Source organism: Pseudothioclava nitratireducens, assembly GCF_029210495.1.
Taxonomy (GTDB): domain Bacteria; phylum Pseudomonadota; class Alphaproteobacteria; order Rhodobacterales; family Rhodobacteraceae; genus Pseudothioclava; species Pseudothioclava nitratireducens.
Genome location: NZ_JARGDK010000006.1, coordinates 100193 through 124286, shown reverse-complemented (window position 1 = coordinate 124286; position 24094 = coordinate 100193). Strand labels below are relative to the sequence as shown.

22 protein-coding genes are annotated in these 24094 nt (G+C 65.2%); 12 read left to right on the top strand and 10 right to left on the bottom strand.

The annotated features are described in order from the left end of the window. Nucleotides 1-44: 44 nt before the first annotated feature. The 4 genes from trkA (at nucleotide 45) to hflX (ending at nucleotide 4617) form a co-directional block, all read left to right on the top strand. A complete protein-coding gene (trkA, locus tag P0X85_RS09065) occupies nucleotides 45-1421 on the top strand; it encodes a Trk system potassium transporter TrkA (RefSeq protein ID WP_275811722.1) in 1377 nt (458 codons plus the stop codon). A gap of 12 nt (nucleotides 1422-1433) precedes the next feature. Then, entirely contained in the window at nucleotides 1434-2957 is a 1524-nt protein-coding gene (locus P0X85_RS09060) for a TrkH family potassium uptake protein (RefSeq protein ID WP_275811720.1), read from the top strand. 143 nt (nucleotides 2958-3100) lie between these two features. Then, nucleotides 3101-3334 (top strand): RNA chaperone Hfq, encoded by a 234-nt coding sequence (hfq, locus tag P0X85_RS09055; RefSeq protein ID WP_275811718.1) that lies wholly within the window; start codon nucleotides 3101-3103, stop codon nucleotides 3332-3334. Further along, nucleotides 3331-4617, top strand: a complete 1287-nt coding sequence (gene hflX, locus P0X85_RS09050) for a GTPase HflX (RefSeq protein ID WP_338030526.1) — start codon at nucleotides 3331-3333, stop codon at nucleotides 4615-4617. The genes hfq and hflX overlap by 4 nt, the downstream gene beginning before the upstream one ends. Before the next feature lie 65 nt (nucleotides 4618-4682). On the opposite strand, the gene P0X85_RS09045 is transcribed toward hflX, so the two are convergent. Continuing rightward, nucleotides 4683-7148: a penicillin acylase family protein gene (locus P0X85_RS09045; RefSeq protein ID WP_275811885.1), complete on the bottom strand. Its 2466-nt coding sequence runs from the start codon at nucleotides 7146-7148 to the stop codon at nucleotides 4683-4685. A 108-nt stretch (nucleotides 7149-7256) separates the two neighbouring features. Between P0X85_RS09045 and P0X85_RS09040 the strand changes: the two genes are divergently transcribed. Continuing rightward, entirely contained in the window at nucleotides 7257-8129 is an 873-nt protein-coding gene (locus tag P0X85_RS09040) for an NAD(P)-dependent oxidoreductase (protein ID WP_275811714.1), read from the top strand. 86 nt (nucleotides 8130-8215) lie between these two features. Here the strand turns inward: P0X85_RS09040 and ssb are convergent, their stop codons facing one another. Beyond that, a complete protein-coding gene (ssb, locus tag P0X85_RS09035) occupies nucleotides 8216-8725 on the bottom strand; it encodes a single-stranded DNA-binding protein (protein WP_275811712.1) in 510 nt (169 codons plus the stop codon). 256 nt (nucleotides 8726-8981) lie between these two features. Between ssb and P0X85_RS09030 the strand changes: the two genes are divergently transcribed. From P0X85_RS09030 to P0X85_RS09015, 4 genes are all read left to right on the top strand, one after another. After that, a complete protein-coding gene (locus tag P0X85_RS09030; protein ID WP_275811711.1) occupies nucleotides 8982-9224 on the top strand; it encodes a PepSY domain-containing protein in 243 nt (80 codons plus the stop codon). Nucleotides 9225-9279: 55 nt separating this feature from the next. Continuing rightward, a complete protein-coding gene (locus P0X85_RS09025) occupies nucleotides 9280-9882 on the top strand; it encodes a cytochrome b/b6 domain-containing protein (protein ID WP_275811709.1) in 603 nt (200 codons plus the stop codon). Further along, entirely contained in the window at nucleotides 9879-10376 is a 498-nt protein-coding gene (locus P0X85_RS09020; protein WP_275811707.1) for a helix-turn-helix transcriptional regulator, read from the top strand. Before P0X85_RS09025 ends, P0X85_RS09020 begins: the two co-directional genes overlap by 4 nt. 88 nt (nucleotides 10377-10464) lie before the next feature. Further along, nucleotides 10465-11085 carry a lytic transglycosylase domain-containing protein gene (locus tag P0X85_RS09015; RefSeq protein ID WP_420851815.1) on the top strand — a complete coding sequence of 207 codons (621 nt, stop codon included), beginning with the start codon at nucleotides 10465-10467 and terminating at the stop codon, nucleotides 11083-11085. Between the two features lie 75 nt (nucleotides 11086-11160). On the opposite strand, the gene P0X85_RS09010 is transcribed toward P0X85_RS09015, so the two are convergent. Both P0X85_RS09010 and hemB read right to left on the bottom strand, forming a co-directional pair. Then, nucleotides 11161-11718, bottom strand: coding sequence for a lipid-binding SYLF domain-containing protein (locus P0X85_RS09010; protein ID WP_275811705.1), 558 nt, complete (start codon nucleotides 11716-11718; stop codon nucleotides 11161-11163). A 130-nt stretch (nucleotides 11719-11848) separates the two neighbouring features. Continuing rightward, a complete protein-coding gene (gene hemB, locus P0X85_RS09005) occupies nucleotides 11849-12847 on the bottom strand; it encodes a porphobilinogen synthase (RefSeq protein WP_275811702.1) in 999 nt (332 codons plus the stop codon). 129 nt (nucleotides 12848-12976) lie between these two features. Here hemB and P0X85_RS09000 point away from each other — a divergent pair, with 129 nt between their 5' ends. Together P0X85_RS09000 and mfd are read left to right on the top strand one after the other, a co-directional pair. Further along, on the top strand, nucleotides 12977-13507 hold the full coding sequence (locus tag P0X85_RS09000) for a component of SufBCD complex (RefSeq protein WP_275811700.1): 531 nt from the start codon (nucleotides 12977-12979) through the stop codon (nucleotides 13505-13507). A gap of 45 nt (nucleotides 13508-13552) precedes the next feature. Next, on the top strand, nucleotides 13553-16999 hold the full coding sequence (mfd, locus tag P0X85_RS08995; RefSeq protein WP_275811698.1) for a transcription-repair coupling factor: 3447 nt from the start codon (nucleotides 13553-13555) through the stop codon (nucleotides 16997-16999). Nucleotides 17000-17008: 9 nt separating this feature from the next. Here mfd and P0X85_RS08990 read toward each other — a convergent pair whose 3' ends face one another. The 6 genes from P0X85_RS08990 to P0X85_RS08965 all read right to left on the bottom strand — a co-directional run bounded on the left by P0X85_RS08990 (nucleotide 17009) and on the right by P0X85_RS08965 (nucleotide 22991). Continuing rightward, complete coding sequence (locus P0X85_RS08990; RefSeq protein WP_275811696.1) at nucleotides 17009-18184, bottom strand: multidrug effflux MFS transporter; 1176 nt, start codon at nucleotides 18182-18184, stop codon at nucleotides 17009-17011. A gap of 154 nt (nucleotides 18185-18338) precedes the next feature. After that, nucleotides 18339-18986: a DsbA family oxidoreductase gene (locus P0X85_RS08985; RefSeq protein ID WP_275811694.1), complete on the bottom strand. Its 648-nt coding sequence runs from the start codon at nucleotides 18984-18986 to the stop codon at nucleotides 18339-18341. Continuing rightward, complete coding sequence (locus tag P0X85_RS08980; protein WP_275811692.1) at nucleotides 18983-20506, bottom strand: class I adenylate-forming enzyme family protein; 1524 nt, start codon at nucleotides 20504-20506, stop codon at nucleotides 18983-18985. The genes P0X85_RS08985 and P0X85_RS08980 overlap by 4 nt, the downstream gene beginning before the upstream one ends. A gap of 113 nt (nucleotides 20507-20619) precedes the next feature. Then, the gene (locus P0X85_RS08975; RefSeq protein ID WP_275811691.1) at nucleotides 20620-20937 is read right to left on the bottom strand and encodes a hypothetical protein; all 318 of its coding nucleotides are present in this window, start codon (nucleotides 20935-20937) and stop codon (nucleotides 20620-20622) included. A gap of 115 nt (nucleotides 20938-21052) precedes the next feature. Further along, nucleotides 21053-21169, bottom strand: a complete 117-nt coding sequence (locus P0X85_RS08970) for an entericidin (RefSeq protein WP_275811690.1) — start codon at nucleotides 21167-21169, stop codon at nucleotides 21053-21055. A 1-nt stretch (nucleotide 21170) separates the two neighbouring features. After that, complete coding sequence (locus P0X85_RS08965; protein ID WP_420851814.1) at nucleotides 21171-22991, bottom strand: extracellular solute-binding protein; 1821 nt, start codon at nucleotides 22989-22991, stop codon at nucleotides 21171-21173. 326 nt (nucleotides 22992-23317) lie between these two features. On the opposite strand from P0X85_RS08965, the gene P0X85_RS08960 reads away from it, so the two are divergent. Further along, complete coding sequence (locus P0X85_RS08960; RefSeq protein WP_275811689.1) at nucleotides 23318-24091, top strand: 3-hydroxybutyrate dehydrogenase; 774 nt, start codon at nucleotides 23318-23320, stop codon at nucleotides 24089-24091. Nucleotides 24092-24094 lie beyond the last annotated feature (3 nt).

Genomic DNA, 24094 nt, shown 5'->3' with positions numbered 1-24094 from the left:
CGGGCCGCGCCTAGAAAGGGCGGGACGCAGCGCATGGAGTTCGCATGAAGGTCATCATCTGCGGGGCAGGGCAGGTCGGCTGGCAGATCGCCCGCCATCTCGCCGGAGAGCGCAACGACGTCACCGTCGTCGATTCCAACCCCGAGCTTGTGCGGCGTGCCTCCGACACGCTCGACGTGCAGGGCGTGGTGGGCTTTGCCTCGCATCCCGATGTGCTTGACCGGGCGGGGGGGCGCGATTGCGACCTGCTGATCGCGGCGACTTATTCGGACGAGGTGAACATGGTCACCTGTCAGGTGGCCCAGTCGGTCTTTGGCATCACGCGCAAGATCGCGCGGCTCCGGGCACAGACCTATCTCGCGCCGGAATATGCCGATCTCTACCGCCGCGAGCATCTGCCCATCGACGTCATCATCAGCCCCGAGCGTGAGGTGGCCGAGGCTGCCTTGCAGCGGCTCGCGGCGCCCGCGACGTTTGATACGGAGAGTTTTCTGGGCGGCAAGGCGCAGCTTTTGGGGATTGCGCTGCATGAAGAATGTCCGGTTCTCAACACCTCGCTGCGCGAGTTGACCGATCTGTTTTCGACGCTGCGCGCCATCGTCGTGGGGGTGCGCCGGGAGGGGCGGCTTTTCGCGCCAGAGCCGGGCGATCAGCTGTTTGCGGACGACCAGATCTATGTCTTCTCGCATATCGAGGACGTGAACCGCACGCTCGAGATTTTCGGCAAGGCCACCAAGAAGCAGGAGCGCGTCGTCATCATCGGCGGCGGCAATGTGGGGCTTGCGGTGGCGCGCGCGCTTGAGGCGCGTTCGGACCGGGTGCGGGCCAAGGTGATCGAAAAGAACCGCGCGGTGGCCGAGCGGGCGGCCGATGCGCTGGAACGCACGATCGTGCTCAATGGCGACGGAATGAGCAGCGATCTGCTGGCCGAGGCGAATATCGAGACGGCCGATGCGGTGCTCGCCGTGACCGATGACGACAAGACGAATATTCTGGTCTCGGTGCGCGCCAAGCAGGCCGGGTGCCGGATGGCGATCAGCCTTGTGAACGACCCGACGCTGGTGCCGCTCATGGCGCCGCTCGACATCGACGCCTATATCAATCCGCGCGCGACCACCGTGTCCTCGATCCTGCGCCATATCCGGCATGGGCGGGTGCGCGGGGTCTATTCGATTGGCGATGCCGAGGCCGAGGTGATCGAGGCGCAGGTGCTTGGGACCTCGCCCATCGCGGGCAAGCTGGTGCGCGAGATCGAGTTCCCCGAGGGCGTTCTGATGGGCGCGGTGCAGAAGGGCGACAAGGTGCTCAAGCCGCTCGGCAGCACCAAGATCGAAGAGGGCGACGTGATCGCGCTTTTCGCGCTGAGCGCCGACATCCCCGAGGTGGAGCGCCTGTTGCAGGTCTCCATCGACTTCTTCTGAGGCGGGCGCGCGATGCTCGAGAGGCTGCGCAGCCTGCCCCAGATCGTGATCCTCCTTGGGATCGGGGCATTGGCGATGTATCTGCCGGCGGCGCATGCGTTGGCGTTGCGCCAGCATGATATCGGTCGGCCGTTTTTCTACTCCGGCACGCTCTTTCTGATCCTCGCGCTGCTACTGGCGCTGGCGAGCGCGTCGAATACGCGCGGTCATCCGGCGCGCGATCAATTGCTGACGCTGGTGGCGGCCTTCACGCTCTTGCCGCTGGTCTTTGCGATCCCCTTCAACGAGGCGGTGCCCGATACCGGCCTCTTCAACGCGTGGTGGGAGATGGTCTCGGCCTTCACGACCACGGGCGGCACGCTGTTCGCACCCGAGCGGCTGGCGCCGTCGCTGCATCTGTGGCGTGCAACGGTGGGTTGGTTGGGCGGTTTCTACATGCTGGTGATCGCCATCGCGGTTCTGGCGCCGATGCGCCTTGGCGGGTTCGAGGTGTTCTCCTCGGGCGGACCCGGCGGCGCGACCACGATCGTCGCGTCGCGCAGCGAGGGCAGCGCGGACACGATGGAGCGTCTGGGTCATTTCGTTGTCGAACTGGCTCCCGCCTATCTCGGACTGACGGTGCTGCTCTGGTTCTGCCTGCTGGTCGCGGGCGATTCCGCTTTCGTGGCGCTGTGCCATGCGATGGCGACCCTTTCGACCTCGGGGATCACGCCGGTCGCGGGGGGCGTCGCGGGTGCGCCGTCGGGGATCGGGGGCGAGCTGATCCTGTTCTTCTTCCTGATCCCGGCGCTCTCGCGCAGGCTTTGGCCCGGTGGTGGCGAGTTGCGCGCCTCCGACAAACTGCGCCACGATCCCGAGCTGTGGCTGGCGGGTGCGCTGGTGGCGCTGGTTGCGGCGTTTCTGTTCGTGCGGCACTGGATCGCGGCGCTCGACGTCTCAGGACCGGCGGCGGTTGCGCCGATCGTGCAATCGCTTTGGGGCAGTATCTTCACCGCACTCTCCTTCCTGACCACGACCGGATTCGAGTCCTCGGTCTGGGATGAGGCGCGCAACTGGTCGGGGCTGGGCACGCCCGGGCTTATCCTTGCGGGGCTGGCGATTGTCGGGGGCGGTGTGGCCACCACGGCGGGCGGCGTGCGGCTGTTGCGGGTCTATGCGCTCTTGCGTCATGGCGAGCGCGAACTCGACAAGCTGGTCCACCCGGCCTCGGTCGCGGGCGGGGGCGCGACGGCGCGCCGTCTGCGCCGCGAGGGGGCCTATATTTCATGGATCTTCTTCATGCTCTTCGCCTTTGCGATTGCGGCGGTGATGACCATCGTGTCGCTGGGTGGGCTCGACTTCGAGCCGGCCACGGTGCTTACCATCGCGGCGCTGTCGAATACCGGGCCGCTGGCCGGGGTGGCCAGCGATGTCCCACTTTACTGGGCGGAGCTGAGCGTCTTCACCAAATTCGTTTTTGCCATGACGATGGTGCTCGGGCGGCTCGAAACACTTGCAATCATCGCGCTCTTCAACCCCGAGTTCTGGCGCGGCTGAGGGCGTCTTCACTGGGCGCCCCTGCGCTGCCTTCCGCTAAGAACCTGATTTTGGGGCTGGAATCTCTGGATTTTCTCTCCATACTGGCCGGGAGGGGTGAATTGCCCCCCAAAACGCGCGACAAAAACATAAAAGGCTAAGAAATGGCTGGCGATAAACAGAACCTGCAGGACGCATTTCTCAATCATGTGCGCAAGACCAAGGTTCCGGTGACGATTTTCCTCATCAACGGCGTCAAATTGCAGGGCGTCATCACCTGGTTCGACAATTTCTGCGTGCTTCTGCGCCGCGATGGTCAGAGCCAGCTTGTCTATAAACACGCGATTTCGACGATCATGCCCGGTCAGCCGATCTCTCTTTATGAGGGTGAAGACTGAGCGACCTGATCTCTTCCGAGGCGAGGCCGACACGTGCCTTCGTGATCCATCCCGAGATCCGCTCGGCGGCGGGCTCTCGGCGCTTGCCTGAACATGCCTTGGCCGAGGCAATGTCGCTCGCGCTGGCATTGCCGGGCCTTGAAGTCGTCGGCGGAGAGGTCGTGCGCCTGCCCAAGCCCCATGCGGGGCATCTGTTCGGGACGGGTAAGCTCGCTGAACTGAAGGAGCGGCTCGACGCCGAGGAGATCGACCTCGTGCTGGTCGACGGGCCGGTGACGCCCGTTCAGCAGCGCAATCTCGAAAAGGAATGGGGCGTGAAGCTCCTCGACCGGACAGGGCTGATCCTCGAGATCTTCGCTGACCGCGCGCGCACCCGCGAGGGCGTGCTTCAGGTCGAGTTGGCGGCGCTCTCCTATCAGCGCACGCGGCTGGTCCGCGCCTGGACCCACCTTGAACGTCAGCGCGGCGGGCTTGGCTTCGTGGGCGGCCCCGGCGAAACCCAGATCGAGGCCGACCGCCGCGCCATCGACGAGCAGATGGTGCGCTTGCGTCGGCAACTGGCCAAAGTCGTCAAGACCCGCGAGTTGCACCGCGCCGCGCGCCGTAAGGTGCCGTTCCCGATCGTCGCGCTGGTGGGTTATACGAACGCGGGCAAATCCACGCTGTTCAACCGCATGACCGGGGCCGCGGTGATGGCCAAGGACATGCTGTTTGCGACGCTCGACCCAACGATGCGCGGGATCACGCTGCCGTCGGGGCGCAAGGTGATCATGTCGGACACGGTGGGGTTCATCTCGGACCTGCCGCATGAGCTGGTCGCGGCCTTCCGCGCGACGCTCGAAGAGGTGCTCGAGGCCGATCTGATCCTGCATGTGCGCGATATTTCGCATCCCGAAACCGAGGAGCAGGCCGCCGATGTGGGCGACATCCTCGAATCTCTTGGTGTGGATGAGGATGTCTCGCTGATCGAGGTCTGGAACAAGATCGACGCGCTCGGCCCCGCGACCCGCGAGGCGCTTCTGGTGCAGGATGCGCGCCGGGCGGATGTGCAGGCGGTCTCGGCGCTGACGGGCGAAGGGCTGGAGGCGCTGCTGGCGGCGATCGAGGCCCGGCTGGGCGAGGAGCGGCTGGACGAGACGCTGAGCCTGCCTTTCTCTGCGGGACGTGCGCGCGCGTGGCTGCATGAGCAAAACGTTGTGCGCGCCGAGCGTCAGACCAAGACCGGCTGGGACTTTGACGTCAACTGGACCGAGACCCAGCGCCAACGCTTCCGCGCGCTCTAAGCCCATTCACCACACCCGAAATACTCCTGCCGGAGGCACCCGACACCGGGTCAGCGCCGCGCGAGTTACTCGCCGCGCGGCTCCAACCGGGTGATCCCCGCCGCCGCCGCCCGCGCCAGCTCCGGGTCGAGCGACATCGGGATGTATTCGCCCCGGCGCCACAGCTCTGCCAGATCGTCGTAATGGCGCGACAGCGGATGGCCCGACTGCCCCGTCGCGGTGATGAAGACCGAACTGTCCGGGTCGGCAAAGTCATAGACGCCCCGGAAGCCGGCGGCATGGACATTGGCGAAGGGCGCCTCGCCGCTGCCCGCCATCTTGCCGCGGTTGAGCGTGAAATCCCCGCCCGAGGTGGATTGCCGGATGTTGACGAACCACGACAGGAAGGGCACCCGGCCCAGCACCGCGTGATCCTGCCGCGCCTCATGCGCGTCGCCCCAGCGCCAGCTTTCGACATTCGGCCCGAAGCGGGTCTCAAGCTCCAGCAGCGCCTCGTCGAGGGCTGCGCGCGCGATGTCGGTGCAGCTTTCCTTGGGGGCGGACTGCATGACGTCGCACCAGCGACCGGCCCCGTCGGTATTGCGGAAGACCCGTTCGATGAAGAGCGGCTCAAGATGGGTGAATTCCTGCGCCAGCGGTCCCAGTTCGTCGCGGATCAGCCGGGTTTGCAGTGCCCGCATCCAGGCGGTGAAGATCAGAGGCTCCGGCAGATGCTCGTTCATCTCGCCGTCCCACGCGGCCAGCAGTTCCAGCGCGCGCTGGCGGGTGCGCTCGGGCGTGCCATCGGGGGCGGGTTCTCCGGTGAACCACAGATCGGCGCCGACCAGCGGCAAGAGCCCGCGCGCGGCGGGGCTGACCGTATCGAGTTGAGCGGCGATGAAGCTGTCGCGCGAATGGACCTCGCGCTCGCCCATGAGCCGCGTCAGGCGTTGGACCCGCTGGCTGTCGCCCCAATCGTAGCTGACATGGTTCGGGAAGGGCCGTTCGAGCAGCTTGTTATTCGTGTTGATGACGATACCGCCCGCCGGGCGCTCGAAGCGCGGGTTGGCGGAGAAGGGCAGGGTGCCCTGCCAGCGATTCCGCGCCTCCCAGCCGGGGCTCGGCATCCGGCCTTGGGTGACATGGCCCGGATCGCGGCGCGGCAGCGCGCCCACCGTGACCAGCGCCACGCCATTCTGATCGGCCAGCGTAAGGTTCTGCACCGGGGCCTTTACCCCCGAAGCCGCGCTGATCGCGTCGCCCACGCTGCCCGCGCGCATCAGCGCCATCGCCGCGCTCATCGAGCCATCGGCATGATCGAGCGCCGTCCAGGCCAGCGAGACCACATGGCCCGGCGGGGTCACGGCAGCGAGGTTGAAATGGCCGCCCGGCAGCACCGGCCCGTTCGCGGTCCAGCGCAGCGTGATGGTGACCGGCTCGGCATCCTTCACGGTGATGATCGCGCGGCGGGTCTCGAAATCGGTCCAGCCATCGGGGGTGCGATAGCGCTCGGGGTTCTGCGGGTCGAGTTCCTCGATATAGAGGTCCTGATCGTCGGCATAGGTCGAGGTCAGCCCCCAACCCAGCCGCGCATTGCGCCCGCTCAGCACCAGCGGCATGCCGGGAATCGTGCCTCCGATCACGCCGCCCGACGAAAGCTCCAGCCGTGCGAGATACCAGATCGTCGGCGCGCTCAGCCCCAGATGCGGGTCATTGGCCAGCAGCGAGCCGCCCGCCGCCGAGCGTTCGGGCGCGGCGGCGAAGGCGTTGGACGCCCCCGCCTGATCGCGCCCCGGAAAGGGCGAGAGGGCGGGCTTGGCCGCGGCGTGCCGGATGGCGCTTGGTGCGGGGGCACTCGGGAACAGCTCGGAATAGCGCGGCAGCGCCGCGACCCCGGTGCCGGGCATCGCGGGCAGGATGTCGCGCGCCCAGTCTTGGCCCAGCATCGTGACCTGTGCGCGCAGCACCTCGGTCTCGATCTGGGTCGAGAGCTGCACCGCCATCAGCTTCAGGATCGCCAGAGAGTCGGCGGGCGACCAATAGGCGATCTCGTTCTTGAAGAGCCAGAATTCCGGCGCCCCACGCCCGCGCGCGCCTTCGTTCACCAGTTCGATCCACTGGTTCACCCCGCGCGCATAGGCCTCAAGCGCGGCGCGTGTCCGAGCGTCCTGCGCTTCGAGCGAGTCGACCGCCGCGCCATAAAGATCGAGCCGGCGCATCAACTCGTCGGTCTTGAGCGTCTCCGCTCCGAATACCTCCGACAGCCGCCCCTGAACGGTCCGACGCAGCAGGCTCATTTGCCACAGCCGGTCCTGCGCATGGGCCAGACCCAGCCCGAAATACACGTCCTCATCGGTCGCGCCAAAGATATGCGGGACGTTTTCGGTCGAGCGGACGATCTCGACGGGTGCGGAAATGCCGCTCACCTGATGGGTCTCGTCATAGTCCGGCAACGAGCGCGAGGCGAAATACCACAGCCCCAGCAGCACCAGCATCGCCGCCAGCAAAACCAGCGATATCAGCCGCACCATCCATCGAAACACCGTGACCATCATGCCCTCGCTCTGGCGCCCCCGGTTGACGCAGGGGGGTGAGGCGTTACTAAGTCAGGCCAAGCGGATTATCAACGCGCCAGTGCGGCGCTCAAGGAGGGGTGATAGATGGCGAAGGTCGCGTTTCTGGGGCTTGGGGTGATGGGCTATCCGATGGCCGGGCATCTGCAGGCCAAGGGCCATGAGGTCACGGTCTATAACCGCACCGGCGCCAAGGCCGAGGCTTGGGCAGCCGAGCATGGCGGGCGCGCGGTGGCCACTCCGGCGGCGGCGGCGGAGGGCTGCGATTTCGTCATGGCCTGCGTCGGCAATGATGACGACCTGCGCGCGGTCTGCCTTGGTGAGACCGGGGCCTTTGCGGGGATGAAGCCCGGCGCGATTTTCGTGGATCACACGACGGTTTCGGCCGCCGTCACGCGCGAGCTTTCGGCGGTTGCCGCCGAGGCCGGTCTGGGGTTCGTCGATGCGCCGGTATCCGGTGGGCAGGCGGGCGCCGAGAATGGCGTGCTCTCGGTCATGTGCGGCGGCAATCAGGCCGCCTATGACGCGGCGGAGCCGGTCATCGCGGCCTATGCCAAGATCTGTCGCCGCCTTGGCGAGAGCGGCGCGGGCCAGATCACCAAGATGTGCAATCAGATCGCGATTGCGGGTCTGGTGCAGGGCCTCGCCGAAAGTCTCCATTTCGCGGAGAAGGCGGGCCTTTCGATTTCGGACGTGGTCGAGGTGATCTCGCAAGGTGCGGCTGGCTCGTGGCAGATGGCGAACCGCTACAAGACGATGGAGGCCGACACGTTCGAGTTCGGCTTCGCGGTGGACTGGATGCGCAAGGATCTGGGGATCTGTCTCGATACTGCCAATGAAACCGGGGCGAGCCTGCCGGTCACCGCGCTGGTCGATCAGTTCTACAAGGACGTGCAGAAGATGGGCGGCGGTCGCTGGGATACCTCGTCGCTGATCGCGCGGCTGCGCAAGCTCGGCTGAGAACAGGGGGGCTGCCCCTTCTTCTTTACTCTAATGAAAAACGCCGCCCCTTTAAGGGCGGCGTTTATATCGTTTGGGCCGGTCGATCAGAACGGGATTTCGTCGTCGAAGCCCGAGCCGCCACCCGCGGGTTGGCCGCCGCCCTGATTGCCACCGCCATAGCCCGGATCATCGTAACCGCCGCCATAGCCGCCGCCCGAGGATTGCCCGCCGCCGCCGTAGCCACCGCCCGAACCGCCGCCATCCCGGCTGTCGAGCAGCGTCAGCTCGCCGCGATAGGGGCGCAGCACCACCTCGGTCGTGTAGCGGTCCTGTCCGGATTGGTCCTGCCATTTGCGGGTTTCAAGCTGGCCTTCGATATAGACCTTGGAGCCTTTGCGCAGGTATTGCTCGGCGATTTTGGCCAGCGGCTCCGAGAAGATCGCAACCGAGTGCCACTCGGTGCGTTCCTTGCGCTCGCCGGTGTTGCGGTCGCGCCAGTTTTCAGAGGTGGCGATGCGCAGGTTGCAGACCTTGCCGCCATTCGCGAAGGTCCGCACCTCGGGGTCGCGCCCCAGATTGCCGACCAGAATGACCTTGTTCACAGATCCCGCCATTAAATCCTCCGCCATGGGTGCCGCCGATCCGGAAAGCCCGCGACATCGGGCTGGCCGGCGATTCTGAAACATTCCTCGTCGGGTATAGTGCACCTTCACCCGGATCAGAAGGGGGCGAGGGCAGAACGGCGTCTCAAACTCGGGGTGGAGGGCGCCCGGATGCATCACCGGGAGGATGGCGAGACAAGGAGAGGCTGCGCAATTTGGTCCCATCGAGCAGGGCATGACGCCATGCCGCAACAGGAGACCTGACCCTATGTTTCGCAAACTGACCGCCGCCGCGCTGCTGACCCTTGCCGCAGGCTCTGCTTTCGCCTCGGACGACGTGGCCCCGGCCAAGGCGGCCGAGATCACCGCTTTGCTCACCGCGCAGGGCTATGAGGTCCGCTCGGTCCAGATGGAGGACGGGCTCTATGAGGCCTATGCCATCAAGGACGGCGAAAAGCTGGAGATTTACCTCAACGACGCGATGGACATCGTCGAGACCAAGAAAGACTGACCGGTCCGGTCCGGGCGCGGGACACCCCCGCGCCCGTTTCTCAATGGAGGCACAGATGAGCGACGAGACGACATTCGAAGCGGCCGGGCCCGGGCCGCGCAGACAGGCCGACCCGCGCGCGGTCATGGTCTGGGACCCGCTGGTGCGCGCGTTCCACTGGACGCTGGTCGTGCTCTTCGCGGCCAATGCGCTTTTCGACGACCCGGAAAGCAAGCTGCACGAGCGGATCGGCTATGTCGTCGTGGGGCTGGTGGTGGCGCGTATCCTCTGGGGGTTTGTCGGCACCCGCCACGCGCGGTTCAGCGATTTCCGCCCCTCGATCCGCGCGGCGCTTGGGCAATTGGCGGATATGGCGACGGGGCGCCGGCGTGTGCATCTGGGCCATTCTCCGCTTGGCGCGCTGATGATCTACAACCTGATCGGGACGCTCCTGTTGATCGGCTTTTCCGGCTGGCTGATGACGACGGACCGGTTCTGGGGGGTGAAATGGCCCGAGGAGCTGCACGAGTTTCTCGTGCATTGGGCCGAGCTGTCGGTCTTTGCCCATATTGCCGCGGTCCTGATCGAGAGCCGCCGCTTGCGGATCAATCTTCCGCGGTCCATGGTGACCGGCTATAAGACCATACCGGACAAGCCCAGGGACTCACAGGACGCATGACCGCTCCGCGCACCACCCGAAGCCGCGAAATCTCTTTGATCCTTCTGATGCTCGTGCAGGCCTTCTGCGCGAGCTTTTTCCTCGGCGATGTGATCGAGGATGCGCTTGAGCCGGGCGGGTTCACGCTTCATGTCGGGCTTGAGATCATCGCCAATCTGGCACTGATCTGCGCGATCGTGGTCGAGGGCTGGGTGCTTTGGGTGTTGCTCAAGCAGCAAAGCCGAACCAGCAAGGCGCTCTCGGTCGCGCAAGGCGCGATGGCGGAGGTGATCGAGGACCGCTTCGCGGCCTGGGGCCTGACGCCCTCCGAGGCGGATGTGGCGGGGTTCACCATCAAGGGCTTCTCCATCGCCGAGGTGGCCGAGCTGCGCGGCTCTTCCGAGGCGACCGTCAAGACGCATCTCAACGCGGTCTATCGCAAGGCGGGTGTGAGCGGGCGGACGCAGCTTGTCTCGGTCTTTGTCGAGGACCTGCTTGCTGGTCCTGTCGCCTGAGCGCGTCTGCGCGTCTCTACGCCACTCTTTCCCGGCGGACGAAAATCGGTATACTCCCGCCAGGATTTGGCAGTGTGGCAGTGAACCTATGCGGAAACTGACGAGTGTTGTGTGCTTCGGCCTCGGGCTGATGCTGGTGCCGATGACGAGCGGAGAGGCGCGTGCCGAAGGGCTGCGCCTGACCGGGACCTCGACCAAATCGGGGGCCGTGCTTTTTTCGAACAAGGCCCGAGTGCTCGATACCCGCGCGGCGCAACAATACGGCTATTCTTCGCGGCTGCGCCCGGAAGGGGCGAGCACGGATGTGGCGGCGGCGACCTCGATCCCGCGCTACAAGGGTAATTACAAGGGGCAATATCTGAGCGTCGCAAAGGCAGCAGCGACGAAACACGGCATCCCGCATGATCTGTTCCTGCGGCTGGTGCAGCAGGAAAGCGGTTGGAACCCGAATGCGCGCTCGCATGCCGGCGCGATGGGGCTGGCGCAACTGATGCCGGGGACGGCGGCGAAACTGGGCGTGAACCCGCGCGACCCGCAGCAGAATCTCGAAGGCGGCGCGCGTTATCTGCGGATGATGTATAACCGGTTCGGAAGCTGGCGGCTCGCTCTGGCGGCTTATAATGCGGGGCCGGAGGCGGTTGCGAAATACGGTGGCGTGCCGCCCTATCGTGAGACCAAAAACTACGTCCGCATAATTCTGGGCAGCTAAAAGCAAGCAAAACCAATGGGTCTTGCTGCAATCTTGATGTGGCGCGCGAATTTCGCGCGCCAATTCATTGTTATATCACGGAATAATCCGGGTGTATTTGCTGCCGGCCAGGGTGGCGCCCGCGATCAGGCCCGCCTGACCGAAGACCAGCGCGATCACCGGAGCGAGGGACGTCGTGGTATCCGCACCAATCGCGCCGCCACGGTCCGGCAGAGCGTAACGCGCATCCGCGCCGAGTTCCCAGCCATCTGCCGCGCGGAAATCCGCAAGCGCCTTGTCGGTCATGAAGAACAGCGCGTGGGCATATTGCTGCGCGCCGATCTGGAACCCGATCGAGGCCGAGGTGGCCGAGTAATAATCGACCGTCACGTTGTTGATCCGCAGCGCGCCGCGCCCATAGGCGCCGCCGACGCCGAATCCGGCCTCGGTCATCAGCGGCATGTAGAGCACGCCAACGGCCTTGTTCATCAGGTCCTGCGTGCCGGGATATTTGCTCAGCAGGTAGGCGCGGGTCGCGTCCACGCGCGAGTCGAGCCGCGCAGCTCCCTGGCTTCCGATCCCGTTCCCACAGGCCGCGAGGCCAAGCCCCGCACCGGTCATCGCCAGAAGGCTCCGTCTGGAAATTTCTGTCATCTGATCTGCTCCGCTTCTCATGGGGTCAGGCCTGTTTCCGGCCCGTTCGCCACAAGTTATAGGGCACAACGTTGCCCTTGTCACTTGTTCTTGATCGGTGCAGCGGTTTCGGCGGAGGACCGCCGATCCGTCATGCGCGCAAAAGCCGTGCCGCGGCGGGGGCGAAATAGGTCAGGACCCCGTCACAACCCGCCCGGCGGAAGGCCATCAGGCTTTCGAGCATCACCTTGTCATGGTCGAGCCAGCCATTCTGCACCGCCGCCATCAGCATCGCGTATTCGCCCGAGACCTGATAGGCATAGGTCGGCACGCCGAAGGCCTCTTTGACGCGGTGGCAAATATCGAGATAGGCCATGCCCGGTTTCACCATGACCATATCCGCGCCCTCGGCCAGATCGCGCGCGATCAGCCGGATGGCCTCGTCCGAATTGCCGGGGTTCATCTGATAGGTCTTTTTATCGCCCTTGAGCGCGCCCGAGGCGCCCACCGCATCGCGGAAGGGGCCGTAAAAGGCCGAGGCGTATTTCGCGGCATAGGAGAGGATCGTCACATCCTTATGGCCGGCAGCTTCCAGCGCGCTGCGCATCGCGCCGATGCGCCCGTCCATCATGTCGGACGGACCAAGGATATCGGCCCCGGCCTCGGCCTGCGCAATCGCCATTTTCACAAGACATTCAACGGTTTCGTCGTTTAGGATCACCCCGTCGCGCACCAGCCCGTCATGGCCGTTCGCATTATAGGGGTCGAGCGCGATGTCGGTCATGATCGCGACCTCGGGCACCTCCGCCTTGATCGCGCGGATCACGCGGTTGACAAAGTTGTCGGGGTCCCAAGCCATCTCGCAGGTCTCGGTCTTGACCGCCGGATCGGTGAAGGGAAAGAGGCAGATCGCCGGGATACCCAGCTCCGCCGCCTCTTGAGCCGCGCGCACAGCGCCGTCGAGCGTGCGCCGCACGACACCCGGCATCGAGGAAATCTCGACATCGGCGCCGGGCACATCGGTGATGAAAATCGGCCAGATCAGATCCTTGACGCTCAGCCGGTGTTCCTGTGCGAGATCGCGCAAGGCTTCGGTGCGGCGCATCCGGCGCAGGCGCGTGTGGGGGAAGGGCGGCAGGATCGGGGTCATGGCTGTCTCCTCAAAGCTGTTCCCGAGGTGCCACGGATTGCCGCGCGCATCAAGCGCCTCGCATCTCCAAGACTTGCAAAGCGCGGCCAAAGGCGGTCAAACAGGACCTTGGGGCAAGAGAGGCGCAAGGTGCAGATCTTTCACACAATCCTGGACCTGATCGCGATGCGGTCTTTCTCCAATCTTTGGTATTGGATCGCGCTGGCGGTGACGTGGTCGTCGGCCTCGCACTGGGTGCTTGGGGTGCCCTATGACATGGTGTTGCGGGCGCGGCGCGTGGGCGGGCAGGCGCAGGAAGATCTGGTGCTTCTGGCGCGGCTCAATGTGGCGCGGCTTTTGAATATCGCGCGTGAGGCGGGGCTCATTCTGGCGATCATGGTGCCGTTCGGGCTGACGTTTCTGCTGGTGACGGGGTTCTTTTATGGCTCTGAACTGGCGCAGGCGGTGTTTCTGCTGATCTTCCCGCTGTCGGGCGTGGGCCTTCTGAGCCTGCGGACCGCCGCGCGGCTCGAACCGATCGTGGCCGAGGGCGATGCGACGCTCGTCGACCGTATCCTGTCGCGGCACCGGATTTCGGTTCAGGCGATCGGCATGGTGGCGATCACCTGCACGGCGCTTTGGGGGATGTGGCAGAACCTGAAATTCTCGGTTCTGGGCTAGGCCTTGCGGCCTTGACACCGGCGCGGATGCGGATACCTCGGGGCCATGGATCACTTTCTTCTCTCGGGCGCGCCGGAAGGCTTTGACGCGAAGCTTCTGGCGGATGAACTCGCCAAGGGGCGGCCCGTGCTGCATATCGCGCGCGATGACCGCCGGCTTGAGGCGATGCGCTCGGCACTTGGCTTTTTCGCACCCGATGCGGTGGTGCTGAGCTTCCCGGCCTGGGATTGTCTGCCCTATGACCGGGTTTCGCCCAATCCCGATATTTCGGCGGCGCGGATGGCGACGCTGGCCGCGCTTCAGGGCGGGATCAAAGGGCCGTTCATCCTGCTCACCACGCTGTCGGCGGCGATGCAGCGGGTGCCCGCGCGCGAGGTTCTGGCGAAGTCGAGTTTCTCGGCGCGTGTGGGTGGGCGCATCGACGAGCGCGCCTTGCGCGATTTCCTCGTGCGGATGGGCTTCAGCCCGGCCTCGACCGTGTCCGAGCCGGGTGACTATGCGATCCGGGGCGGGATCATCGACATCTATCCGCCCGGTGAGGGCGGGCCGGTGCGGCTTGACCTGTTTGGCGATGTGCTGGACGGCGCGCGCGGCTTCGATCCGGTGACGCAGCGCACCACGGCGCAATTGAAAAGCGTCGATCTTGCGCCCGTTTCCGAGGTCATCCTCGACGAGGCCTCTATCACGCGCTTTCGGCAGAATTACCGGGTCGAGTTCGGTGCAGGCGGCGCGGATGACCCGCTCTATGAGGCGGTCTCGGCAGGGCGCAAGCATGCGGGGATGGAGCATTGGCTGGGCTTCTTCCATGAGCGGCTGGAGACGATCTTCGACTATCTGCCCGAGGCGAGCGTGATGCTCGACGATCAGATCGAGCCGCAGCGCGAGGCCCGCTGGGAGCAGATCGCGGATCAATACGACACCCGGCTGGAGGCGATGAAGCGGCGCGACCGGGTGGACAGCGTCTACAAGCCCGCCGCGCCCGATCTGCTTTATCTGGACGAAAACGGTTGGGAGGCGGCTCTGGACCCGCGCCGCGTGTTGCGGCTGCAAGTGCTGCCCGCGCCGCCCGGTCCGGGTATCCTGAACGCGGGCGGGCGGCTGGGGCGTAATTTCGCGCCCGAACGGCAGCTTGAAAATGTAAGCCTTTTCAGTGCCTTGAAGGATCATGTTGAAGTCCGCACTGGACAGGGGCCGGTGGTTGTCGCCTCATGGTCCGAGGGCGCGCGCGAGCGGCTCAAGGGGCTGATGGAGGATGAGGGTCTGATCGGTGCGCGGCTCATCCGCGATATCCGCGAGATCGGGCCGGGGGTAAACCTGTGCATCTGGGCGCTCGATCAGGGGTTTGAGGCCGAAGGCCGGATGCCGATCACGGTCATATCGGAGCAGGACGTTCTGGGCGACCGGCTGATCCGCGCGCCCAAGAAAAAGCGCAAGGCCGAGAACTTCCTGACCGAGCATCAGACGCTGAGCCCGGGCGATCTGGTGGTCCATGTCGATCACGGGGTCGGGCGCTATACGGGGCTTGAGACCATCACCGCGCTTGGCGCGCCGCATGATTGCGTGGCGCTGGAATATGCGGGCGGCGACCGGCTCTATCTGCCGGTTGAGAATATCGAACTGCTGAGCCGCTATGGCCACGAGGAGGGGCTTCTAGACAAGCTGGGTGGCGGCGCGTGGCAGGCCAAGAAAGCCAAGCTCAAGGAGCGTATCCGCCAGATCGCGGACAAGCTGATGCGGATCGCCGCCGAGCGGTTGCTGCGCCGCGCGCCCGTGCTGGAAGCACCGCATCACGACTGGGAGGCCTTTGCCGCGCGCTTCCCATATAGCGAGACCGAAGACCAGATGAGCGCCATCGAGGATGTTATCGCGGACCTCGCCTCGGGCACGCCGATGGACCGGCTGATCGTGGGCGATGTCGGTTTTGGCAAGACCGAGGTGGCGATGCGTGCGGCCTTTGTGGCGGCGCAGGCAGGGGTTCAGGTGGCGGTGATCGCGCCGACGACGCTGCTCGCCCGCCAGCATTACAAGACCTTTGCCGAGCGCTTCCGGGGCACTGCGATCAACGTGCGCCCGCTCTCGCGCTTTGTCTCGGCCAAGGCGGCGAACGAGACCCGCGCGGGGCTGGCCGATGGCTCGGTCGATATCGTGATCGGCACCCATGCGGTGCTCGCCAAGGGCGTGAAATTCGCCAATCTGGGCCTGTTGGTGATCGACGAGGAGCAGCATTTCGGGGTGGGCCACAAGGAGCGCCTCAAGGAGATGCGCTCGGAAATTCACGTGCTGACACTCACCGCGACGCCGATCCCTCGGACGCTGCAACTGAGCCTGACCGGCGTGCGGGACCTGTCGATCATCGGCACGCCGCCGGTGGACCGGTTGGCGATCCGCACCTATGTCAGCGAATTCGATGCCGTCACCATCCGCGAGGCGCTGTTACGGGAGCATTACCGCGGCGGGCAGAGCTTCTACGTCGTGCCGCGCATCTCGGATCTGGCCGAGGTGGAGGAGTTCCTGAAAACCCATGTGCCGGAGGTGAGCTATCTGGTCGCCCATGGGCAGATGTCGGCGGGGGAGCTCGACGACCGCATGAACGCCTTTTACGACGGCAAGTTCGACGTGCTGCTGGCGACGACGATTGTCGAGAGCGGGCTGGATATTCCGACGGCGAACACGATGGTCGTGCACCGCGCCGATATGTTCGGCCTGTCTCAGCTTTACCAGATCCGGGGCCGGGTCGGGCGCTCCAAGGCGCGGGCCTATTGTTACCTGACGACGAAGCCGCGCCTGCCGCTCACGCCGCAGGCGACCAAGCGGCTGCGTCTTCTGGGGAGCCTCGACAGCCTTGGGGCCGGGTTCAATCTGGCGTCTCAGGACCTCGATCTGCGGGGCGCGGGGAACCTCTTGGGCGAGGAGCAATCGGGCCATATCAAGGAAGTCGGCTACGAGCTCTATCAAGCGATGCTCGAAGAGACGATTGCCAAGCTGAAATCGGGTGAGCTGGGCGAGCTGGAGGAAGACGGGCAATGGGCGCCGCAGATCAATCTCGGCGTGCCGGTGATGATCCCCGAAAGCTATGTGCCCGATCTGGATGTGCGGCTGGGGCTGTATCGGCGGCTCTCGGGCCTGTCGCGGAAGGTCGAGTTCGAGGGCTTCGCCGCCGAGCTGATCGACCGCTTCGGCCCGCTGCCCAAAGAGGTCAATACGCTGCTTCTGGTGGTGCGGATCAAGGCGATGTGCAAGCGCGCCCATATTGCGCGGATGGATGCCGGGCCGAAGGGCGCGACGGTGCAGTTCCATAACGACAAGTTCCCGAACCCTCAGGGGCTCGTGGAGTTCCTCACCGCGCAGAACGGGCTGGCCAAGATCACCGGCAACAAGGTCTCGATCCGCCGCGACTGGTCCAAGGACAGCGAGAAGATCAAGGGCGCCTTCGCGATTGCCCGCGATCTGGCCGAGAAGGTTGTGGCGCTGGAGAAAGCGAAGAAGGTCTGAGCCGGGGGCTCAGACTTCGTCCTGAGTTCGCTTCATCAGCACATAGGCCAGTGCCGAGCAGGCCAGCGTCGCAAGCACGATCGGCTTGGCGGAGCCGTCGAACAACAGCCCCACGGGCGCCGCGATCACGACCGCGCCAACGGTGGAGATGGCGGTGATGACCGAAGCGGCAAGCCCCGCGATATGGCCCATCTTCTGCATCGCCAGTGCGTTCAGATTGCCAAAGGTCACGCCCGCCATGAAGAAGACGGTCACAGACCAGAAGAAGATGAACGGAAAGCCCGGCGCGCCTTCGGTCAAGCCGCTGAGCGTCAGAACCAGCATCACGCCAGAGGCCACGATCTGCATGAGATAAGCGCCCGTTGCGATCTTGCGCATGCCCAATTTCATCACGAATTTTGCGTTGAAGATCGTGCCGGTCCCGGCCAAGAGCGCCATGGCCGCGAACCAGCCGGGGAAGGTGTCGCCTACGCCATGCGCCGCAAAAAGCTGCTGCGCCGAGGAGAGCAGTGCGAACATCTGCCCAAAGCCGAGCGCGAGGACGACGATGTAAATGCGCACATCGGTATCGCGGAGCACTTCGACCACGGCCTTGGAGAGTGTCCCAAGATGCAGCGGGCGGCGGCGCTCGGGGGGTAGGGTCTCGGGCTGGCGGATAATCAGCCACGAAGCCCCGATCAGGCCAAAGACCACAAAGGCCCAGAACACGCCATGCCAGCTTGAAAACGCGATGATGACCGCCCCGATCGAGGGCGCAATCGCGGGCACGAGGATGAAGAGCATCATGATGAACGAGGTCACCCGCGCCATCTCGCGCCCCGAATAGAGGTCGCGCACCAGAGCCATCGGCACGATCCGCGCGCCCGACGCGCCAAGCCCCTGCACGAAGCGCGCCAGCAGCAGCACTTCGAGGGATTGCGCATAGACCGCCCAGACCGCGCCCGCCATGTAGATCGCGATCCCGCCGACAATGGTGGGGCGCCTTCCAAACGCGTCCGAGATCGGCCCGACGAAGAAGGTTCCCACGCCCATGCCCGCCACGAAAGAGGTGAGCACCAGCTGCGCCCGGTTCACGTTGTCGGGCGAAAGCGTCGCCGCGATCTCGGGCAGGGCGGGCAGCATCGCGTCGATGGAAAAGGCCACCGTCGCGATCAATGCCGCCAGCATCGCGGTGAATTCAGGCATGGAAAGCCGCCGCTGAGGGGTCTCTTGCGGCGTGGAGAGAGGAGTATGCGTCACGGGAAATCTCTTTGACTGTCGAAGCGCGATGGTAGCGCGAACGCGCGCGAAGGCCAGTGCCCCGCGCGCGCAACGGGCTGTGCGGATTTGCCGATGGGCGTCAGTGGCGCGCGGTCGAGGGGGCTTCGCCGTGCAGCTCGTCGATGACCTGAAGCCAGAGCGCGGTGGGTTGCGCGCCCTCGACCGCGTGCCGATTGCCGATGATGAAGGTGGGCACCGCCTTGATGCCGCGCTCGCGGGCATGGGCGTCGCGGGCGATGATCTCGTCGCGGTCGGCGTCAGAGGCCAGAAGGCGCGCGACCATCGCGGCATCCATACCCGCCGTGCCCGCAATCTCGCTCAGCACCTCGGGGCGGCCGATATCGCGCCCCTCCACCCAGAAGGCGCGCATGATCGCGTCCACGACCTGCGGCTGACGTTCTTCGAGCCCGGCCCAGTGGATCAGCCGGTGCGCGTCGAGCGTGTTGGGCTGACGCTGAACGCCCAGCAGGTCGATCTCGATGCCCTCGGCGCGGGCGATCTCCATCAGTTGCACATGCATCTCGACCGCACGGTCCTGCCCGAATTTCGCTTGCAGGTAGTCCGCCCGCGCCATGCCCTCGCGCGGCATGGTCGGGTTAAGTTGAAACGGATGGAAGGCAAGCGAAAACCCGTGATCGGGACGCGCGGCCAGCGCCTTGTCGAGCCGCGCCTTGCCGATGAGGCACCAGGGGCAGACCGGGTCGATGAACAGATCGAGGGGCGTCATGTCGGGCCTCCATGGCCGGGCCAGCTTTCACGCAGGGCGCGGCGGTTGAGTTTGCCATTCGGGTTGCGCGGGATCGCTGCCACATGGGCAAAGAGGCGCGGCTGTTTGTAGCGCGCGAGATGCGCGGCGGCGTGGGCGGCGAGCGCCTCGGGCGTGGCGGGGCCGGTATGGGCGAGCGCGATGACGCTTGCATCGGCCTTCACGCGCAGCTCGATCGCGGCGACTTCGCCCGCGTCGGCGCACTGCGCCATGGCGCTCTCGACCTCGATGGGCGAGACGCGGAACCCGCCGGCATTCATCATGTCGTCATCGCGCCCAAGGTAATAGATTGCGCCATCCTCGGCCATCGAGACCGTGTCTCCGGTCACGAACCAATCGCCCTGAAACCGCGCGGCGGTTTCTTCGGGGGCGTTCCAATAGCCCAGAAACAGCCCCGGATCGGAGCGGTGCACGGCGAGCGTGCCGGGCGCGCCGCGCGCGACAATCGCGCCTTCGGGGGAGAGCACGGCAATGCGGCGGCCTGTCTGCGGATAGCCAGAACTGCCAGCGGGGGCAGGGTGGTCGGGTGCGCCCGAGATAAAGGTCGAGCATTCCGACATGCCGAGCGCCTCGTAGACGCGGGTGCCGGTGGCCGCGTTCCAGCCCGCGCGCACAGGCTCGGGCATGGCTTCGCCCGCAGTCAGCCCGTGGCGCAGCTTGGGCAGCTCGAGGCGCGTATGCTGGCGCAGGATTTGGCGGTAAATGCCGGGGGCTGCGGCGAAAATCGTCGCATCGAACCGGCGGAGCAGCAGCGGCAGCTGCTCGGGTGTTACGCCCGCGCCGGGGATCAGCGCCGAGGCCCCCACGCTCCACGGGTCCATCAGCCCCGTGCCCAGCGTATAGGTCCAGTTGAACGCGCCCGCATGAAGCAAGCGGTCGGCCTCGCTCAGCCCATACCAGCCGTGATGCATCATCTGCCGCGCCCAGACCGCGCGATGGGCATGGATCACGGCGCGCGGGCTGCCCGAGGTGCCGGAGGTATAGATCAGATAGGCCGGGCGGTTCGGATCGCCCATCGCATAATCGCAGGGCGGCAGCGCCTCGAAGCCCCGCAACTCGGTCTCGGGGATGATCAGCGCATCGCCCTCGGGAAGCGCGATCCCGTCGCCCGCCACCACCGCGCGGGGCGTGATCTGCGCCGCCATCTTGGTGATCTCGCCCGCCGTCAGCTGCGACGATGTCGGGACCGGCAACAGCCCCGCCGCGATGGCGCCCAGAAAGGCCACGGGAAACTCGGGCGTATTGCCCAGGCGCAAGAGCACCCGGTCACCCGGTTCGAGCCCCGCGCGCAGGAAACCCGTTCCGGCCCCGCGCACCGCTGCCAAAAGGCGCCCGTAGGACCAGCGCTCGGCTCCTGTCGGGCGCACGATCTGCATCGCCATCTTGTCCGACAGGCGCTCGGCATGGGCCAGCACATAGGCCGCCATGTTGAAAGCCGCGGGCGGGGCGGGCAGGGGATCGGAGATGAATTCGGCGCGCATGGGCCGATTGCTACGCCCGCAGCGGGGGCATTGCAAGCGCGGGCCCGGCTTTCAGAGAACCCGAAATATTCCGGGGGCAAAGCCGCCGCAGGTGGGCTTGGGGGCGGCGCACCCTATGTGCCATCCCCGAAGCGCGCATCGTCGTCATATTCGTCCTCGCCATCGGGGACGTATTTTGCCGAATTCGTGATGGAGTGATTGTCGTGGCTCGGGTCCATCACGACATCCGAGGGCAGTTCCCCCGTGATCCACTCGCGGATCTCCTCGCGCGCCTCGGCGGCGGATTGATCGTTCAGCCCTGCGATATAGGCGACGAAATCGCGCTGATCGCCGTCTATCTCATCGAGGTCGGCTTCCTCCGCCTCGGGCCAGCGATCCATGATCGCTTCGTAGAACGCGTGCCAGTTATCCTGAACGTGATGCCATTTCATGCGCGACCTCCTTCCCGTAAAGCCCCGCAATCACGGGACTCTCCGGATCAGTCTGCGCCCGCTCAGCGCCAAAGGCAAAGCTTTTCGAAAGGTCTTGGTTGCCGGAAGGTTGACCTCAGAGCCAGTCCTGCACCTGCCGCGCGCCGCCCGAGATATCGTCGCCGATCCCCGCCACGGTGTTGCAGCCAGCCAGCGCAAGGGCCATCGTTCCGATCAGGATAAGTGCCTTCATCTTATTCTGCCTCATACCACCAGACATCGGGCTGAAAGCCCGGCCAATCCCCGTATAGCGGAAGCCGCTCGGGGTAGTGAAGCGCCTTTACGTAGGCCAGACGCGACACTTTCGAATACCAGCTCGGGATGACATAGCGCCCCGCCGTCAGGATACGGTCGAGCGCCTGCACGGCGGCGCGGAAATCTTCTTGCGAGCGCGCCTCGAGCATCGCGTCGATCATCGCCTCGGCGGCGGGCACGTTCATCCCCATGAGATTGCGCGAGCCCGGCTCGGTCACGCCGCGCGCCCCCCAGTAGAGATACTGCTCGTTGCCGGGGCTGAGCGAGGTTGCCACCCAGTGCCATGTCATGTCGAACTCGTAGCTGTTGCGCCGCGCGGTATATTGCGCGTCATCCACCGTTTCCACGGTCGGGAAGATGCCCAGGCGGCTCAGCGCCTCGACATAGATATCGACGATGGAGGAGGTTTCCGCAGCACCCTGTTGCAGCAGGATCGAGAAGGTGAACGGCGCCCCGCTTGCGTTTTTCAGCACCCCGTCCGTATCAACCTGCCACCCGGCCTCTTCCAACAGCGCAACTGCCTTGCGAGTGTTCTTGCGGTTGAGTTCCGAGCCGTCCGAAACGGGCAGCTCATACCCCTCGATCACGCCGGGCAGAAGGTCCGCCGCATAGGGCGCAAGCAGCTCTGCGACCTTGCCCTCGGCCGGACCCGGTCGCATCCCCAGTGACGAGTTGGCGAAATAAGAGGTGATGCGCGGTTCGGCCCCGTTATTGAGCGTGGCGTTGATGAATTCGAAGTTGAAGGCCAGCAGCATCGCCTCGCGCACCCGCCAGTCGGCAAAGACCGGGTTACGGGTGTTCATCACAAAGCCCTGAATGCCCGAAGGCCGTGCGTGCGGGATCTCGGCCTTGATCACCTCGCCCGACTGCACCGCCGGGAAGTCGTAATCGCGCGCCCATTTGGCGGCGTTCGTTTCGCGCCATGTGTCCAGCTCGCCCCCTTTGAAGGCTTCGAAGACCACCCCGCCATCGTTGAAATAGTCAAAGCGCATCTCGTCGAAATTATGCCGCCCCGCGTTGAAGCCAAGATCCTTGCCCCACCAGTCCGGGTTGCGTTCGAGCGTGAGGTATTTGCCCATCTCCACGGTGGCGATCCGGTAGGGACCCGAGCCGATCGGCGCGGTCATCGTGGCCTCGGCGAAGTCCTGATCCTGCCATTGCGCCTTTTGCAGCACCGGGCGCATCCCCATGATCAGGGCCAGCTCGCGGTCCGCCTCGGAGAAGGTGAAACGCACCGAGCGCGGGCCGGTCTGTTCCATCTTGGCGATCTTGCGCCAGGCGTTCTGATAGCGCGGATGACCCTGAAGCCCGAGCGTCTCATAGGACCACATCACGTCTTCGACGGTGACGGGCGATCCATCCGAGAAGCGGGCCTCTTCGCGCAGCGTGAACTCGACCCAAGAACGCGCGTCATCGGTCTCGACGCTCTCGGCCAGAAGCCCGTAGAGCGTGAAGGGCTCGTCATAGGACCGCTCCATCAGGCTTTCGGCGACGAAGTTCGAAATCGCCACCGGCGCACGGCCCTTGACGACCCACGGGTTGAGCGAATCGAAGCTGCCCGATTCGCCCATGCGGATTCGTCCGCCCTTGGGGGCCTTGGGGTTGGCATAGGGCAGATTCGTGAAGCCCTGTGGCAGATCGGGCGCACCATACATGGCGATTCCATGCATCGGCTCCGCAAGGCTCATGTTTGCCAGCAAAATCGGGGCTGCGATCAGTCCCGCCACATGAAACTTCCGGAAAAATACCGATCCCAACATCGCAACAATCCCCCATTTGCCTGTATTATCAGGGGCAAGCTAGCCCTGCGTGGGGGCGAGCGCAAACTTTTCCCTTGGACCCCGGCGCTTTAGTGCTTATAAAGAACTCACTGCTCGATAGGTTTCTTGCCTGTATGAAACCTGCCTCATGACTTAACGCCCGCCTTGTGCGGGCGTTTTTTTTGGTTCCGGCGGGGGCGGTGCTGCATCGCCGCATTTTCACCCCGCACCGGCAGAAAAATCGGAACCGGATGGCGCGCTTTTCCCTTTCATTTGAGGATGCCCGGACTAGTCTCGGGCCAAGTCAGACCGAAAAGGGGGTTCTCATGTCGCTCAAGGGTAAAACGGCCATCGTCACCGGCTCGAATTCGGGGATCGGACTGGGGGTGGCGCGCGAATTGGCGCGGGCGGGCGCGGATGTCGTGCTCAACTCCTTCACCGACCGCGATGAGGATCACGCGCTCGCCGCCGAGATCGGCAAAGAGTTCGGTGTCAACGCGCGCTACATCAAGGCGGACATGTCCAAGGGCGACGAATGCCGTGCGCTGGTCGAGCAGGCCGGGCGCTGCGATATCCTTGTGAACAACGCAGGCATCCAGCATGTCGCCGCCATCGACGAGTTCCCGACCGAGAAATGGGACGCGATCATCGCGATCAACCTGTCTTCGGCCTTTCACACCACGGCGGCCGCCCTGCCGATGATGCGCAAGGCGGGGTGGGGGCGTGTGGTCAACATCGCCTCGGCGCATGGGCTGACCGCCTCGCCCTATAAATCCGCCTATGTCGCGGCTAAGCATGGCGTTGTCGGGCTGACCAAGGTGACCGCGCTCGAAACTGCCGAAGAGCCGATCACCTGCAACGCGATCTGCCCGGGCTATGTGCTGACGCCCCTCGTCGAGGCCCAGATCCCCGACACGATGAAGAAATATGACATGGACCGCGAGACCGTGATCCGCGAGGTCCTGCTCGAACGCCAGCCCTCCAAAGGCTTTGCCACCGTCGAGCAACTGGGCGGCACCGCTGTCTTCCTGTGCTCGGATGCCGCAGAGCAGATCACCGGCACCACGATCTCCGTCGATGGGGGCTGGACCGCGCTCTGAGTG